Below are 12,716 nucleotides of genomic sequence, written 5' to 3' on the forward strand. Positions count from 1 at the left end.
CGCCACCGCCGCCTCGATCATGGTTCGGATGACCTCAGGCGACATCCACGCCCGCCGGCTTCGGCCCGCCATAGGCCCAATCGAGCAGTTCGACGGTATGGACCACGGCAAGGTCGGAGCCGGTGGCGATCTGGGTAATGCAGCCGATATTGCCGGTCGCGACCAGCGTAGCCCCGGTCGCCTCGATATTCGCCACCTTGCGGGCGCGCAGCTTGTCCGCGATCTCGGACTGCAGGATGTTGTAGGTGCCTGCCGAGCCGCAGCACAGATGCCCCTCGCGCGGCTCGCGCACGACAAAGCCGGCCTTCTTGAGCAGTTCCTTCGGCTGGCGGGTGATCTTCTGGCCGTGCTGCATCGAGCAGGCCGAATGATAGGCGAGCGTCAGGCCCGGCCGCGCGGGTTCCGGCAAGTCGAGCGTCGCCAGATACTCGGTAATGTCCCTGGCAAGCGATGACACCCGTGCCGCCTTTTCGGCATAGGCCGGGTCGAGCCGCAGCATGTGGCCGTAATCCTTGATCGTCGTGCCGCAACCCGACGCCGTAATGACAATGGCGTCGAGGCCGCCCTTGTCGATCTCCGTCGTCCACGCATCGACATTGCGCCGCGCCGCCGCGAGCGCATCGTCCTCGCGTCCCATGTGATGCACCAGCGCCCCGCAGCAGCCCTCGCCCGCGGCGATCGTCACCTCGATGCCCAGCCGGTTGAGAAGCCGGATCGCCGCCTCGTTGATCTCCGGCTTCAGAACCGGCTGGGCACAGCCCGACAAAAGCGCGACGCGGCCGCGTCTTTCGCCTATCGGCGCGCGGTCCCCGGCTTTAGCAGAATCCGAGCGCGCCGGAATTTGCGACGGCGCCAGCTTCAGCATGGCACCGAACGGCGTCAAGCCAACAGCGGCCAGCAGCGGCGCGAACGGCCGGCCAAGCCTTGCCAGCGACAGCGCGGCGCGGAAGCGCGCCGGGTAGGGCAGCACTTTGGCAAGCACCTGGCGCGTCAGCCGGTCGAGCAGCGGCCGGCGATAGGTCTTTTCGATGTGGGAACGCGCATGGTCGACCAGATGCATGTAGTTCACACCGGACGGGCAGGTGGTCATGCAAGCCAGGCACGACAGGCATCGATCGATATGCGTGACGATTTCTCGGTCGGCCGGCCGGCCGTTTTCCAGCATGTCCTTGATCAGGTAGATGCGCCCGCGCGGGCTGTCGAGTTCGTTGCCGAGCGTCACGTATGTCGGGCAGGTCGCCGTGCAGAAGCCGCAATGCACACATTTGCGCAGGATCTGTTCCGAATGCGCGACATCCGGGTCAGCAAGCTGTTCTGGCGTGAAGCTGGTCTGCACTGCGGCGCAACCTCAGCGGATCGGGGCCAGACGGCGGGCCGGGCTCATATCAGCCAGCTTTCAGGATTGCCGATCGGCTCGTCGCGCGACACCTTCTGCAGGCCGATGACGATGCGCACGATGGCCCAGATCGCCACCGCGATCATCAACAGGAAGCCGATCCCGACAACCATGAGCAGCGCCGAGACGAGGCCGTAGAGCAGGCCGATCCAGAAGGTACGGATCGCCCAGGTGTAGTGCGTTTCGACCCAGCCGCCGGCCTTGCCGCGGTTCATGTAGGCGATGACGATACCGATCAGCGCCGTCAGCCCGATCGCCAGGCTGACCAGATAGAGAATGTAGATGATCTGGATGTTGGTCTTGCCCGGATCGAGCCAGCGATCGGTCTGGCGCGGCTCGGACGGACCGGAATTCATGTCGCTCATTGTGGTCTCCTCAAGCTTCTCGGGCGAGGCTAGCAGACGCGGTCGACTGAAACATCCGCCCCTGATTGAGAATGTCGTTCGGATCGAACTGGCCTTTCAGCCGGGCCGACAAGGCTGCAAGTGCCGGTGGCTGGGGTTGGAAGACGGGTACCGAGGCGCGCCAGGCGGGCGCGGCGCGCACCAGCGTGGCGTGGCCGCCGCCATGCGCCGCGATCGAACGCCTGACGATTTCCGCCTCCGGATCACCTTCCATGCGCAGCCACACCAAGCCGCCCTGCCAGTCGTAGAAGGCGTCTGCTGCGGCCGCCATGCGCAACGCCATTACCATCTCGTGCGCCTGCGCCGGCGCCATCGACACGCGCCAGACCGGCTTTTCGGAACCGTCGGCGAAAGGCGCCACGTCGCGGATTTCGCGCCACAGAGTCCGCGAGATGTCGGCCTCGACCTCTTCAAAAGCACCGCCTTTGAGGAGGTCACGCAAAAGGTTCATGCGATATGTCACCGACGGACCGAACCCTTCGATCCTGAACAGCGTCGATGGCTCACCGGCAAACCGGCCGTCCGCGACCACACCTGTGACACTTTCGGGCAAGTGCGCGGCGCCAGAGACTTCGCCCGCCGAGCCCATCGCCGCCGCCATCGCCATTGTCGCGTCGGCCTCCGAAAGACCTCGCAGCACCAAGGTCGTTTCGGTCTCGGCTGCCGGCAGCACCTTGAAAGTGACCTCGGTAACCGCCGCCAGCGTGCCCCAGGACCCGGCCAGTGCCTTGGAAAGGTCGTAGCCGGTGACGTTCTTCACCACGCGTCCGCCCGACTTGAAGGCCTCGCCACGCCCCGACACCGCGTGGACGCCAAGCACGTGGTCGCGCGCCGCGCCAGCCTTGATTCGCCTTGGTCCCGAAAGGTTGGCGGCCAACACGCCGCCGATCGTGGCATGACCGGCCTTACCGCCGAGCAGCGGTCCATAATCCATCGGCTCGAAGGCAAGTTGCTGGCGATTTTCGGCAAGCAGGGCCTCGATCTCGGCAAGCGACGTGCCAGCGCGGGCCGATAGCACCAGTTCCTCGGGTTCGTAGAGCGTCACGCCGGTCAGGCCGGAAAGGTCGAGCACATGCTCGCATTGCAGCGGCCGGCCTATGCCGCGTTTCGAACCGCAGCCGAGTATCTCCAGCGACGACTGTTCGCCCGCCGCCCATTTGACGGTTTCCACAACCTCGGCGGACGCGGCAGGCTGGAAGGTGGTCAAAGCGAGCATCCCCCAACGAAAACTTCTCCCCGTGCCGAAAGGCGGTAGCCGGTCTCGAGGCTGATTGTCAGGCCGAGCTCCTTGAGTTTACGCACATCGCGTTTGAATTTGAGCTTCTCAACCCCGAGCGTCGACGCCAGCTCCGCCGCGGCCTCACCCGGACGCTTGCTGATCAGGCGCAGGATCGCCTGGTGGTAACCGTCCCGACCCACGGATCGATCCCAGCGGGCAAGACGGGTACCGATCTCGGCCCGCTCGACCTCGCCAATATCCGCCGCCTCGCGCAACGCGACACGGGCGTCCGGCACGATGCCGGCAATCTCGACCCGATAGAGCCGGCGATCTTCACCACCACGCAGGCTGGTTTCCAGCGCCGCCAGCGTGGCAAAGCCCGCGCGGCGCGCTGCGCCCTTATCAAGGGTGTTGTCTGCAACAGGCATCACGTTCCCGATCAGCACCTCGCCGAGCGCTGTGCGCACCCGCGAGCCGGCCTTCACCGTCGGTTTCTTCCAGCGCCTGAAGGCGACCGTCACCTCGCCGCGCGCAATTCCTTCAAGAGCTTCCTGCTTGAAAAGCATGCCGCTCAGAACCTCGGAATATCCGGGAACGGCATCTGGCCGCGATGGATGTGCATGCGGCCCAGTTCGGCGCACCGGCGCAACTGCGGAAACATCTTGCCGGGGTTGAGCAGATGATTGGGGTCGAAGGCGCATTTGACCCGCATCTGCTGGTCGAGATCCGCCTCCGAAAACATCGCCGGCATCAGATCGCGCTTTTCCACCCCGACCCCATGTTCGCCGGTCAGTACGCCGCCGACCTCGACGCAAAGCCTGAGGATGTCGGCCCCGAACGCCTCCGCCTTTTCGAGTTCCCCCGGTTTGTTTGCGTCATAAAGGATCAGCGGGTGCAGATTGCCGTCACCGGCGTGGAAGACATTGGCGACACCCAGCCCGTATTTCTCCGACATCGCCCGCATGCCGGCGAGCACTCGCGGCAGTTCCTTGCGCGGGATGGTCCCGTCCATGCAGTAGTAGTCAGGCGAAATGCGACCGACGGCCGGAAACGCCGCCTTGCGCCCGGCCCAGAAAGACAGCCGTTCCTCCTCCGAAGTGGAGACACGACTGGTGGTGGCGCCGTTCTTTGCCGCGATCTCTTCGACGCGCGCGAGCAGATGGTCGATCTCCGCCCCCGGTCCGTCCAGTTCAACGATCAGCAGCGCCTCGACGTCGCGCGGATAGCCGGCATGGACAAAGTCCTCCGCCGCGTGGATTGCCGGCCGGTCCATCATCTCCATGCCGCCGGGCACGATACCGGCGCCGATGATGTCGGCGACGCACTGGCCGGCCGCCTCGCTCGACGGAAAGCCGACCAGCATGGCACGCGCCGCCTCCGGCTTGCGGAGGATGCGCACGGTGACCTCGGTGACGACGCCGAGCAGCCCCTCCGAACCCGTCATCACGCCCAGAAGGTCGTAGCCTTCCGCGTCGAGATGCTTGCCGCCGAGGCGGATCACCTCGCCGCTGATCAGCGCCATCTCGACGCCGAGGACATTGTTGGCGGTCAGCCCGTATTTCAGGCAATGCACGCCGCCCGAGTTTTCGGCCACATTGCCGCCGATCGAACAGGCGATCTGCGAGGAGGGGTCGGGGGCGTAGTAGAACCCCTCCTGCTCGACGGCGTGGGTGATGGCGAGATTGGTGACGCCCGGCTGCGCCGTCACGGTACGGTTGGCGTAGTCGATGTCGAGAATGCGGTTGAAGCGGCTCATCACCAGGAGCACGGCGTCCTCAAGCGGCAGCGCGCCGCCCGATAGCGACGTTCCCGAACCGCGCGGCACGACGCGGATGCTGCGGTCCATGCAATATTTCAGGATGCGCGCGACCTGCGCCGTCGTTTCGGGCAGAACCACCACCAGCGGCAACTGTCGGTAGGCGGTCAGCCCGTCGCTCTCGAAGGCGCGCATCTCGACGTCGGTATCGACCACACCTTCGCCCGGCACGATGATCCGCATGTCGGCGACGATCTCGGCGCGACGCGAGATGGTTTCGGCATCCGGTTTCGGCATGGCCGGGCCCGACATGGCTTACTCCGATTGGTCAAATCTTTTTACCAGTCAATCGCGGCAACGCAAACCATGTGTGATGGCAACCGTGATGCTTTTCACAGACGGCGCCGGCTCGTTCGCGCCTCCTGCCTGTTGCCGGCGCGTGGGGTGGCCGAGTGCGGCGACACATTATCGCAAACATGTGATCGTAAGTCGGCCCCGTCACCTTGCCGTATTGTTCTTGCACAAGCATAAGTACGATATTCGATGACCAATATTGCTGACCTTGAAATTTTCGCACGAGTGGTTTCCGCCGGTAGCCTTTCCGGGGCCGGCCGCGAACTTGGCCTTTCTCCCGCCGTCGTCTCCAAAAGACTGCGCAAGCTTGAAGACCGGCTCGGCACCCGATTGCTCCAGCGAACGACGCGTCAGGTGGCCCTGACCGAAGCCGGCCAGGGTTTTTACGAACGCGTCGTCGCCATCATCGCCGGTATCGAGGAGGCCGAGTCTTACGTCACCCGGCGCTCCACCCAGCCTCGCGGTACCTTGAAGATCTCGGCGCCGACCTCGTTTGCGCGCATGCACATCGCGCCGCATCTCGGTGCCTTCATGCGCGAGAACGCCGATCTGTCCATCAACCTCGTCCTGACCGACGAGTTCGTCGACATCGTCGGCGAGGGTTTCGACCTTGCCATCCGCATCGCCGAACTCTCCGATTCGAGCCTGGTTGCCCGCCGCCTGGCGCCGGTCGAGCGTGTCCTGGTGGCCGCGCCCACCTACTTGGCGGCGAACGGAACGCCGCAGTCGATCGAAGACCTCGACCGTCACGTCTGCCTGGCACAGCACAACAATGAGGCCTGGCGCCTCGAAGGGCCGCAGGGCCCGTTCGTCTACCGCGCCGAGGGACCGTTGCAGACCAATTCCAGCGAGGTGCTGCGCGAGGCCGCGATCGCCGGCATCGGCATTGCGCTGCGCTCGACATGGGACATCGGCGAGGAGATCGCGAGCGGGCGGCTGCAGCGTGTGTTGCCCGACTTTTCCGCGTCGCGGAACGTCGCGATCCACGCGGTGTATCCTTCGCGCCGTTTCCTGCCGGCCAAGGTCCGCCTGTTCATCGACTACCTTGCTGCGCTCTACGGACCTGTGCCCTACTGGGAGACCGGTGGCCGCGCCAACATGACGGCTCCGGCAACGGCAGCTGATCCCGTGCACAAACCGAACGGCTTCGCCGGCGACGCGGCAACGCCAGGAATTGCTGACGGTTAGCCCGACTTCGCTTCCTGCGAGTCACCGTCGGCATTGTGACGCCTGATCCGCCGCACCAGCCACCAGACGGCTAGAATGACGGGAATGACCGCGGCCGCCGTTACCAGTTCCGGCTTCGGCTCGAAGCCAAACGCGACGCCACCCTTCGCAAGGTAGCCTACCAGGCCGACGACGTAGTAGGAGACCGCCGCTACGGACAGGCCCTCGACTGTCTGCTGCAGACGCAGCTGCAGCCTGGCGCGCCGGTTCATCGAGGCGAGCACATCTCGGTTCTGGCGCTCGACCTCGACATCGACCCAGGTTCGCAGCAGCGTCGCCGCGCGAGCCAGCTTGCGCGACAGGTTCGCCTGCCGTTCCTCGATCGAGCGGCATGTGCGCATGGCCGGCGCGACACGACGCTGAAGAAATCCCGACCAGGTGTCGTGTCCGGGTGCTGCCTCTTCGGCGAGCGCGGCAAGCCGCTCCTCCACGATTCCGTGATAGGCCCGGCTGGCGCCAAACCGGTAGAGGCTTGCCGCCGCGTCGGCCTCGAGTTCCGCGGCCAGTTCCGTCAGTTCGCCTAGCAGGCCTTCGCTGTTGCCCCTCTCCCGCGAACGCATTTCGCCAGTCAGTTGCGCCAGACGGTCCTCGATACGCCGGATGCGCGGCGACAGCGACTGCGCCAGCGGCAGGCCGAGCATCGCCAACGTACGATAGGTCTCAATGTCGATGAGACGCTGCGACAGCGCCCCCACCCGCGCCGGCGTGAGCCCGCGGTCGAGCACCAGAACCCGAGTCAGGCCGTCGCCGTCCTGGCGAAAATCGGTCGCAACGGCGGCCTTACCGCCTTCGACATGCGAAAAGCACAGGCTCGCCGGATCGAAACCGGCCACCGCGCGTTCGGCCTGCGGGGTCCATTTCCTGATCTCGATGCGAACACCGGAAATCACCGTTCCCGGCGGCGAAAAGCCGTTCCCGAACGGGCTGTCGTCGCCCGGCGCGCCACGGGTTCCGGGCGGCCCCTCCCAGAGATAGGTGGAAAATTCGGTATGGCGCTCCCAGCGCAGCGAGCCGCGTCCCCACTTCATCGCGTGGTGCCGGGCCTGACGGTCCGGCGGCGCGACGCCGAGACGGCGCGAAAGCTCGGCCAGAACGGCATGGTCGACGGACGAGCCGCCTTCGGTCATGAAGGCGAGCTGCACGATGTTGCGCGGTGTGTCGATCAAGGGATGGGGGCGGGCATGAACCTCGCCGACCGCAGCGGCGCGACCGTCATGCGCGCGCAAACCCAGCACCGTCCCGACAAGTGCCTCATTCTTTCCCGGCTGTTTCTGTGCTTCGGCCATCCATTCCGTCCTGCCCCGACGTAAGACTTTAGTCGAACGCACCGCGGGGTCCATGCGGCATCGCGTCCGATGGTCATCAAACCACCAGAAGAAGCAGATCCCGCAAGTGGATAAAAAAATTGACCACTTAACGATCCAGCGCTTAAGCTTGGCGTTTCCGCATGATGGACTGTCCGGCAACATACCTTGAGCGAACTGTTTTCCCGCATCGACCACGCGCGCACCGCCGACGAGGTGGTGCGCCGCATCGAGGATCTGATCCTTGAGGGCATCCTTCGCTCGGGCGACCGCCTGCCGGGCGAGCGCGAACTCGCCAGCATGTTCGACGTATCCCGGCCGATCCTGCGCGACGCGCTGAAACAGCTCGAGGCGCGCGGCCTGCTGGTCTCCCGACATGGCGGCGGCACACGCGTTGCCGACATCATCGGCGAGGTTTTCACCCAGCCGGTGATGGAGCTCATTTCCGGCCACGGCAAGGCTACCGCCGACTACCTGGAGTTTCGCCGCGAGATCGAGGGGGTTGCCGCGAGGCTCGCCGCGGAACGCGCGACACCCGACGACCGCGTGCTGCTGTCCGGTATTCTGGACCGGATGCGCGCGGCGCACGAGCGCGCCGACTTCGACGAGGAAGCCAGGCTCGACGTCGAGTTCCACGGCGCAATCGGCGAGTGCGCCCACAACATCATCCTGCTCCACACGCTCCGCTCCTGTTATCGGCTGCTGGCCGACGGCGTCTTCTTTAACCGCACGCTCATCTACCGTCTGGCCGGTGCCCGCGACGCCCTGCTCGAGCAGCATCTGGCGATCGGCGACGCTGTCCTGGCCGGGAAACCGGCAAGCGCCCTCGAAGCGGCGCGGCGACATATCGATTTCGTCGAGAGCGCGATCGCCAAGGCCGAACGCGCCGACAACTGGCAGAAGGTGTCGCGACTGCGGCTGGCCCAGCGCAGTCGAGACCACCGCAACGTGTAACCCGACCGGACAATCCCTGATGCCCCCAATTCTCGAAATCGCCGACCTCAAGAAACTCGCCAGACGGCGCGTGCCGAAGATGTTCTTCGACTACGCCGATTCCGGGTCATGGACCGAAAGCACCTACCGCGCCAACGAGGAGGATTTCGCCGGAATCAAGCTGCGCCAGCGCGTGCTGGTCGACATGACCGACCGCAGCCTCGCCTCGACAATGGTCGGGGAACCGGTCGCGATGCCCGTCGCGCTCGCCCCCACCGGCCTGACCGGCATGCAGCACGCCGACGGCGAAATCCTCGCCGCGCGCGCCGCCGAGAAGTTTGGCGTTCCGTTCACGCTGTCGACCATGAGCATCTGCTCTATCGAGGACGTCGCTGCGGCGACCGGCAAGCCGTTCTGGTTCCAGCTTTATGTCATGCGCGACAAGGATTTCGTGGCCAACCTGATCGACCGCGCCAAAGCCGCCGGATGCTCGGCGCTGGTGCTCACGCTCGACCTGCAGATACTCGGCCAGCGCCACAAGGATCTGCGCAATGGCCTGTCGGCTCCACCCCGCTTCACGCCAAAGCACATCTGGCAAATGGCGACGCGCCCGCGCTGGTGTCTCGGCATGCTGGGCACGCAGCGGCGCACGTTCGGCAATATCGTTGGCCATGCCAAGGGCGTCGCCGACCTGTCGTCGCTTTCGTCATGGACGGCAGAGCAGTTCGACCCCCGACTGTCGTGGGAGGACATCGAGTGGATCAGGCAGCGCTGGGGCGGCAAGCTGATCCTCAAGGGCATCCTTGACCGCGAGGATGCGGAAATGGCTGCCAGGACCGGTGCCGACGCGATCGTCGTCTCCAACCATGGCGGCCGCCAGCTCGATGGCGCAGACTCCTCGATAGCGAGACTCGGGGAAATCGCCGACGCGGTCGGCGACAGGATCGAGATCCAATTCGACGGCGGCATCCGCTCGGGCCAGGACGTGCTCAAGGCGCTTTGCCTGGGCGCCAGGGGTACCTATATCGGCCGGCCGTTCCTTTACGGTCTCGGGGCGATGGGCGAGGCCGGCGTTACCATGGCGCTGGAGATCATCCGCAAGGAACTGGACATCACGATGGCCCTGTGTGGTAAGCGTGACATCAAGCTTGCGGGCAAGGACTGGCTGGCGCGACCCTTGGCCTGACACCCGCCTTCACGACGTGCCAAGCAGGATATCCAGGCATGCACACGACCGCCGACGAGCCGACAACAACACCGAACGTCGGCCTTTTTGTCACCTGTCTGGTCGACCTGTTCCGTCCGCAGATTGGCTTCGCCGCGGTCAGGCTGATCGAAGATGCCGGCTGCACGGTCGATGTGCCGATGGCGCAGACCTGCTGCGGCCAGCCGGCCTACAATTCCGGCGACCGCAAGGACGCGCGCGCCATTGCCGAAAACACGATCCGCGCCTTCGAGGGCTTCGACTATGTCGTTGCCCCCTCGGGCTCTTGCGCCGGCATGTTGAAGAAGCACTATCCTCGCCTGTTCGCCGACGACCCGGCCTGGAAGGAGCGCGCCGAAGCATTCGCATCGCGGGTACACGAACTCGTCTCTTTCCTTGCCGACGTGATGGGCGTCGAGAAGGTCTCCGCGAGCCACGCGACGACCGCCACCTACCACGATTCCTGTTCCGGACTGCGCGAACTCGGCATTGCCGCGCAGCCGCGCGCTCTGCTCGGCTCGGTCGAGGGTCTCACGCTTAACGAAATGCCTGATTCCGACGTCTGCTGCGGCTTTGGCGGCACGTTCTGCGTCAAATATTCCGACATCTCCAACGCCATCGTCGAAAAGAAGACCGCGGCCATCGAGGAAAGCGGCGCCGACATGCTCCTCGCCGGCGACCTCGGCTGCCTGATGAACATGGCCGGCAAACTCAAGCGGCAGGGTTCCAGGGTCGAGGCCCGCCACGTGGCCGAGGTGCTGGCCGGCATGACCGACGGTGCGCCGATCGGGGGACGGGGCTAGGCACGTGCAGATCACCTCTCCCAACTTCAAGCAGAACGCCGTCCAAGCCCTGCAGGACGCCCAACTCCAGAAGGCGATGGGCAATGTGCGCGCCGGCTTCATCGACAAGCGACGGAAGGCGGCCGATGCGCTGCCCGAGTTCGAGGCGTTGCGCGATGCCGCGCGCGACATCAAGGACCACACGCTCGCCCATCTCGATCTCTATCTGGAGGCCTACGAGAAGAAGGTCACCGAGGCCGGGGGCCACGTGCACTGGGCCGAGACGGCGGAGGATGCGCGTCGCATCATCCTCGACATCTGCCGCATGCAGAACGCAAAGACGGTGACCAAGGGCAAATCGATGATCACCGAGGAGATCGCGCTCAACGATTTCCTCGCCCTTGCCGGCATCGAGGCGGTCGAGACCGACCTCGGCGAATACATCATCCAGTTGCGCGGCGAGCACCCGAGCCACATCATCGCACCGGCCGTCCACGTCAACAAGGACCAGGTCGAGGCCGACTTCCGCCGCGTCCACGACTACCTCGCCCCGAACCGAGACCTGTCGGAACCGGAAAGCTTGCTCGACGAGGCGCGCCGCGTGCTGCGGGCGAAATATTTCGAGGCCGATGTCGGCATCACCGGCGCCAACTTTCTCGTCGCCGAAACCGGCAGCTCGGTCATCGTCACCAATGAGGGCAATGGCGACCTGACGCAGATGCTGCCGCGCGTCCATGTCGTCGTTGCGTCGATCGAGAAGATCGTGCCGACGCTCAACGATGTCGGCCAGATCCTGCGCGTTCTGGCACGCTCGGCGACCGGCCAGGACATGAGCGTCTACACGACTTTTTCGACGGGACCGCGCCGCCGAGGCGACCCTGACGGGCCGGAGCAATATCACGTCATCCTGCTCGACAACGGCCGCTCCTCGATGCTCGGCACCGAGTTCCAGGACATGCTCAGATGCATTCGCTGCGGTGCCTGCATGAACCACTGCCCGGTCTACCACGCCGTCGGCGGCCACGCTTACGGCTGGGTTTATCCCGGACCGATGGGGGCCGTGCTCACCCCGTCCCTGGTCGGCGTCGACAAGTCGGGGCACCTGCCAAACGCCTCGACCTTCTGCGGACGCTGCGAGAGCGTGTGTCCGATGCGCATCCCGCTGCCGAAGATGATGCGCAGCTGGCGCGAGCGCGAATTCGAGCGTGGGCTCAACCCGGCGACCCAGCGCTACGGACTGAAGTTGTGGGCCGCCTTCGCCAAGCGGCCGAGGCTCTATAAGTTCGCGACCTCGCTCGCCATTCCGGCGTTGTCGCTCTTCGGTGGCAGGAAGAAGCGTTTTTCCGCCCTGCCCTTCGCCGGCGGCTGGACAAGGTTTCGCGACCTGCCCGCGCCCGAGCGCCGCACCTTCATGCAGCAATGGCGCCAGGGCGCGGCTGTGTCGAGACGAGGGCCGACATGAGTGCGCGCGACGCCATCATGGCGAAGGTACGGGCGGCGATCGGCGATAGCGCTGACAACGCGGCGCGGCGCGAAGCCGTTGACAAGCGCCTTGCCAGACCGCCAAAGGGCATCGTGCCCGAGCGTGGGCAACTTCCCGACAAGAAGCGTGTCGCGCTGTTCTGCCAGATGGCGGAGAAGGTGGCGGCAACGGTCACGCGCGTGCGTTCGCCCGAGCGTGTGCCAAAGGTGGTCGCCGACTACCTGCGTGCAAAGAACCTTCCTGCCGCGATCCGCATGGGCGACGGTCGCCGTCTCCGGGCGATGCCCTGGGAGGCGCTGAAGTCGCTCGACGTGAAACCGGGCCGGTCCGACGGCTTTGACGAGGTCGGCGTCAGCCACGCCTTCGCCGGCATCGCCGAGACCGGTACGATCGCGCTCTTGTCGGGCAAGGACAATCCGACGACGGTGAACTTCCTGCCCGAGCATCACATCGTGGTGGTCGACGCCGGCGATATCGCGGGCGATCTCGAGACCGTGCTGGCCAGGCTCAGGCGCAAGTTCGGCAAGGGCGGCATGCCACGCACCTTGAACCTGGTCACCGGGCCGTCGCGTTCCGGCGACATCGAACAGAAGATCATCCTCGGCGCGCACGGCCCGCGAGCGCTCCACCTGATCGTGGTCGGCTAGCGGCGCT

General features: G+C 65.5%; 12 protein-coding genes. 6 read left to right on the forward strand and 6 right to left on the reverse strand.

What is annotated here, in order from left to right:
- Positions 1 to 34 precede the first annotated feature (34 nt).
- Genes glcF through FQ775_RS12490 form a run of 5 tightly spaced genes read right to left on the reverse strand, consistent with a single transcriptional unit; the run spans position 35 to position 5,087 of the window.
- Positions 35 to 1,336: a glycolate oxidase subunit GlcF gene (glcF, locus tag FQ775_RS12470; RefSeq protein WP_146300959.1), complete on the reverse strand. Its 1,302-nt coding sequence runs from the start codon at positions 1,334 to 1,336 to the stop codon at positions 35 to 37.
- Positions 1,337 to 1,380: 44 nt separating this feature from the next.
- The gene (locus FQ775_RS12475; protein WP_146300960.1) at positions 1,381 to 1,761 is read right to left on the reverse strand and encodes a DUF4870 family protein; all 381 of its coding nucleotides are present in this window, start codon (positions 1,759 to 1,761) and stop codon (positions 1,381 to 1,383) included.
- A 10-nt stretch (positions 1,762 to 1,771) separates the two neighbouring features.
- Positions 1,772 to 3,007, reverse strand: coding sequence for a glycolate oxidase subunit GlcE (gene glcE, locus FQ775_RS12480; RefSeq protein WP_146300961.1), 1,236 nt, complete (start codon positions 3,005 to 3,007; stop codon positions 1,772 to 1,774).
- Positions 3,004 to 3,585 (reverse strand): ASCH domain-containing protein, encoded by a 582-nt coding sequence (locus FQ775_RS12485; RefSeq protein ID WP_146300962.1) that lies wholly within the window; start codon positions 3,583 to 3,585, stop codon positions 3,004 to 3,006. Before FQ775_RS12485 ends, glcE begins: the two co-directional genes overlap by 4 nt.
- Before the next feature lie 5 nt (positions 3,586 to 3,590).
- Complete coding sequence (locus tag FQ775_RS12490; RefSeq protein WP_146300963.1) at positions 3,591 to 5,087, reverse strand: FAD-linked oxidase C-terminal domain-containing protein; 1,497 nt, start codon at positions 5,085 to 5,087, stop codon at positions 3,591 to 3,593.
- A gap of 231 nt (positions 5,088 to 5,318) precedes the next feature.
- On the opposite strand from FQ775_RS12490, the gene FQ775_RS12495 reads away from it, so the two are divergent.
- Positions 5,319 to 6,317, forward strand: coding sequence for a LysR family transcriptional regulator (locus FQ775_RS12495; RefSeq protein ID WP_146300964.1), 999 nt, complete (start codon positions 5,319 to 5,321; stop codon positions 6,315 to 6,317).
- Here the strand turns inward: FQ775_RS12495 and FQ775_RS12500 are convergent.
- Positions 6,314 to 7,642 (reverse strand): DUF3422 family protein, encoded by a 1,329-nt coding sequence (locus FQ775_RS12500; protein WP_146302056.1) that lies wholly within the window; start codon positions 7,640 to 7,642, stop codon positions 6,314 to 6,316. The two genes, FQ775_RS12495 and FQ775_RS12500, sit on opposite strands and share 4 nt — an antisense overlap.
- A gap of 186 nt (positions 7,643 to 7,828) precedes the next feature.
- Between FQ775_RS12500 and FQ775_RS12505 the strand changes: the two genes are divergently transcribed.
- Genes FQ775_RS12505 through FQ775_RS12525 form a run of 5 tightly spaced genes read left to right on the forward strand, consistent with a single transcriptional unit; the run spans position 7,829 to position 12,709 of the window.
- Positions 7,829 to 8,614 (forward strand): FCD domain-containing protein, encoded by a 786-nt coding sequence (locus FQ775_RS12505; RefSeq protein WP_146300965.1) that lies wholly within the window; start codon positions 7,829 to 7,831, stop codon positions 8,612 to 8,614.
- Between the two features lie 19 nt (positions 8,615 to 8,633).
- Positions 8,634 to 9,779 carry an alpha-hydroxy acid oxidase gene (locus tag FQ775_RS12510; protein WP_146300966.1) on the forward strand — a complete coding sequence of 382 codons (1,146 nt, stop codon included), beginning with the start codon at positions 8,634 to 8,636 and terminating at the stop codon, positions 9,777 to 9,779.
- A gap of 38 nt (positions 9,780 to 9,817) precedes the next feature.
- Positions 9,818 to 10,600 (forward strand): (Fe-S)-binding protein, encoded by a 783-nt coding sequence (locus FQ775_RS12515; RefSeq protein WP_146300967.1) that lies wholly within the window; start codon positions 9,818 to 9,820, stop codon positions 10,598 to 10,600.
- Between the two features lie 4 nt (positions 10,601 to 10,604).
- Entirely contained in the window at positions 10,605 to 12,041 is a 1,437-nt protein-coding gene (locus tag FQ775_RS12520; protein ID WP_146300968.1) for a LutB/LldF family L-lactate oxidation iron-sulfur protein, read from the forward strand.
- Complete coding sequence (locus tag FQ775_RS12525) at positions 12,038 to 12,709, forward strand: LutC/YkgG family protein (RefSeq protein ID WP_146300969.1); 672 nt, start codon at positions 12,038 to 12,040, stop codon at positions 12,707 to 12,709. The genes FQ775_RS12520 and FQ775_RS12525 overlap by 4 nt, the downstream gene beginning before the upstream one ends.
- Positions 12,710 to 12,716 lie beyond the last annotated feature (7 nt).

This window comes from Nitratireductor mangrovi (assembly GCF_007922615.2).
GTDB lineage: Bacteria > Pseudomonadota > Alphaproteobacteria > Rhizobiales > Rhizobiaceae > Mangrovimarina > Mangrovimarina mangrovi.

Excerpts from the sequence above, each read along its gene's own strand:
- FQ775_RS12475 (WP_146300960.1), bottom strand. The coding sequence starts at position 1,761 with ATGAGCGACATGAATTCCGGTCCGTCCGAGCCGCGCCAGACCGATCGC.
- FQ775_RS12485 (WP_146300962.1), bottom strand. The coding sequence starts at position 3,585 with ATGCTTTTCAAGCAGGAAGCTCTTGAAGGAATTGCGCGCGGCGAGGTG.
- FQ775_RS12490 (WP_146300963.1), bottom strand. The coding sequence starts at position 5,087 with ATGTCGGGCCCGGCCATGCCGAAACCGGATGCCGAAACCATCTCGCGT.
- FQ775_RS12495 (WP_146300964.1), top strand. The coding sequence starts at position 5,319 with ATGACCAATATTGCTGACCTTGAAATTTTCGCACGAGTGGTTTCCGCC.
- FQ775_RS12500 (WP_146302056.1), bottom strand. The coding sequence starts at position 7,642 with ATGGCCGAAGCACAGAAACAGCCGGGAAAGAATGAGGCACTTGTCGGG.
- FQ775_RS12510 (WP_146300966.1), top strand. The coding sequence starts at position 8,634 with ATGCCCCCAATTCTCGAAATCGCCGACCTCAAGAAACTCGCCAGACGG.
- FQ775_RS12515 (WP_146300967.1), top strand. The coding sequence starts at position 9,818 with ATGCACACGACCGCCGACGAGCCGACAACAACACCGAACGTCGGCCTT.
- FQ775_RS12525 (WP_146300969.1), top strand. The coding sequence starts at position 12,038 with ATGAGTGCGCGCGACGCCATCATGGCGAAGGTACGGGCGGCGATCGGC.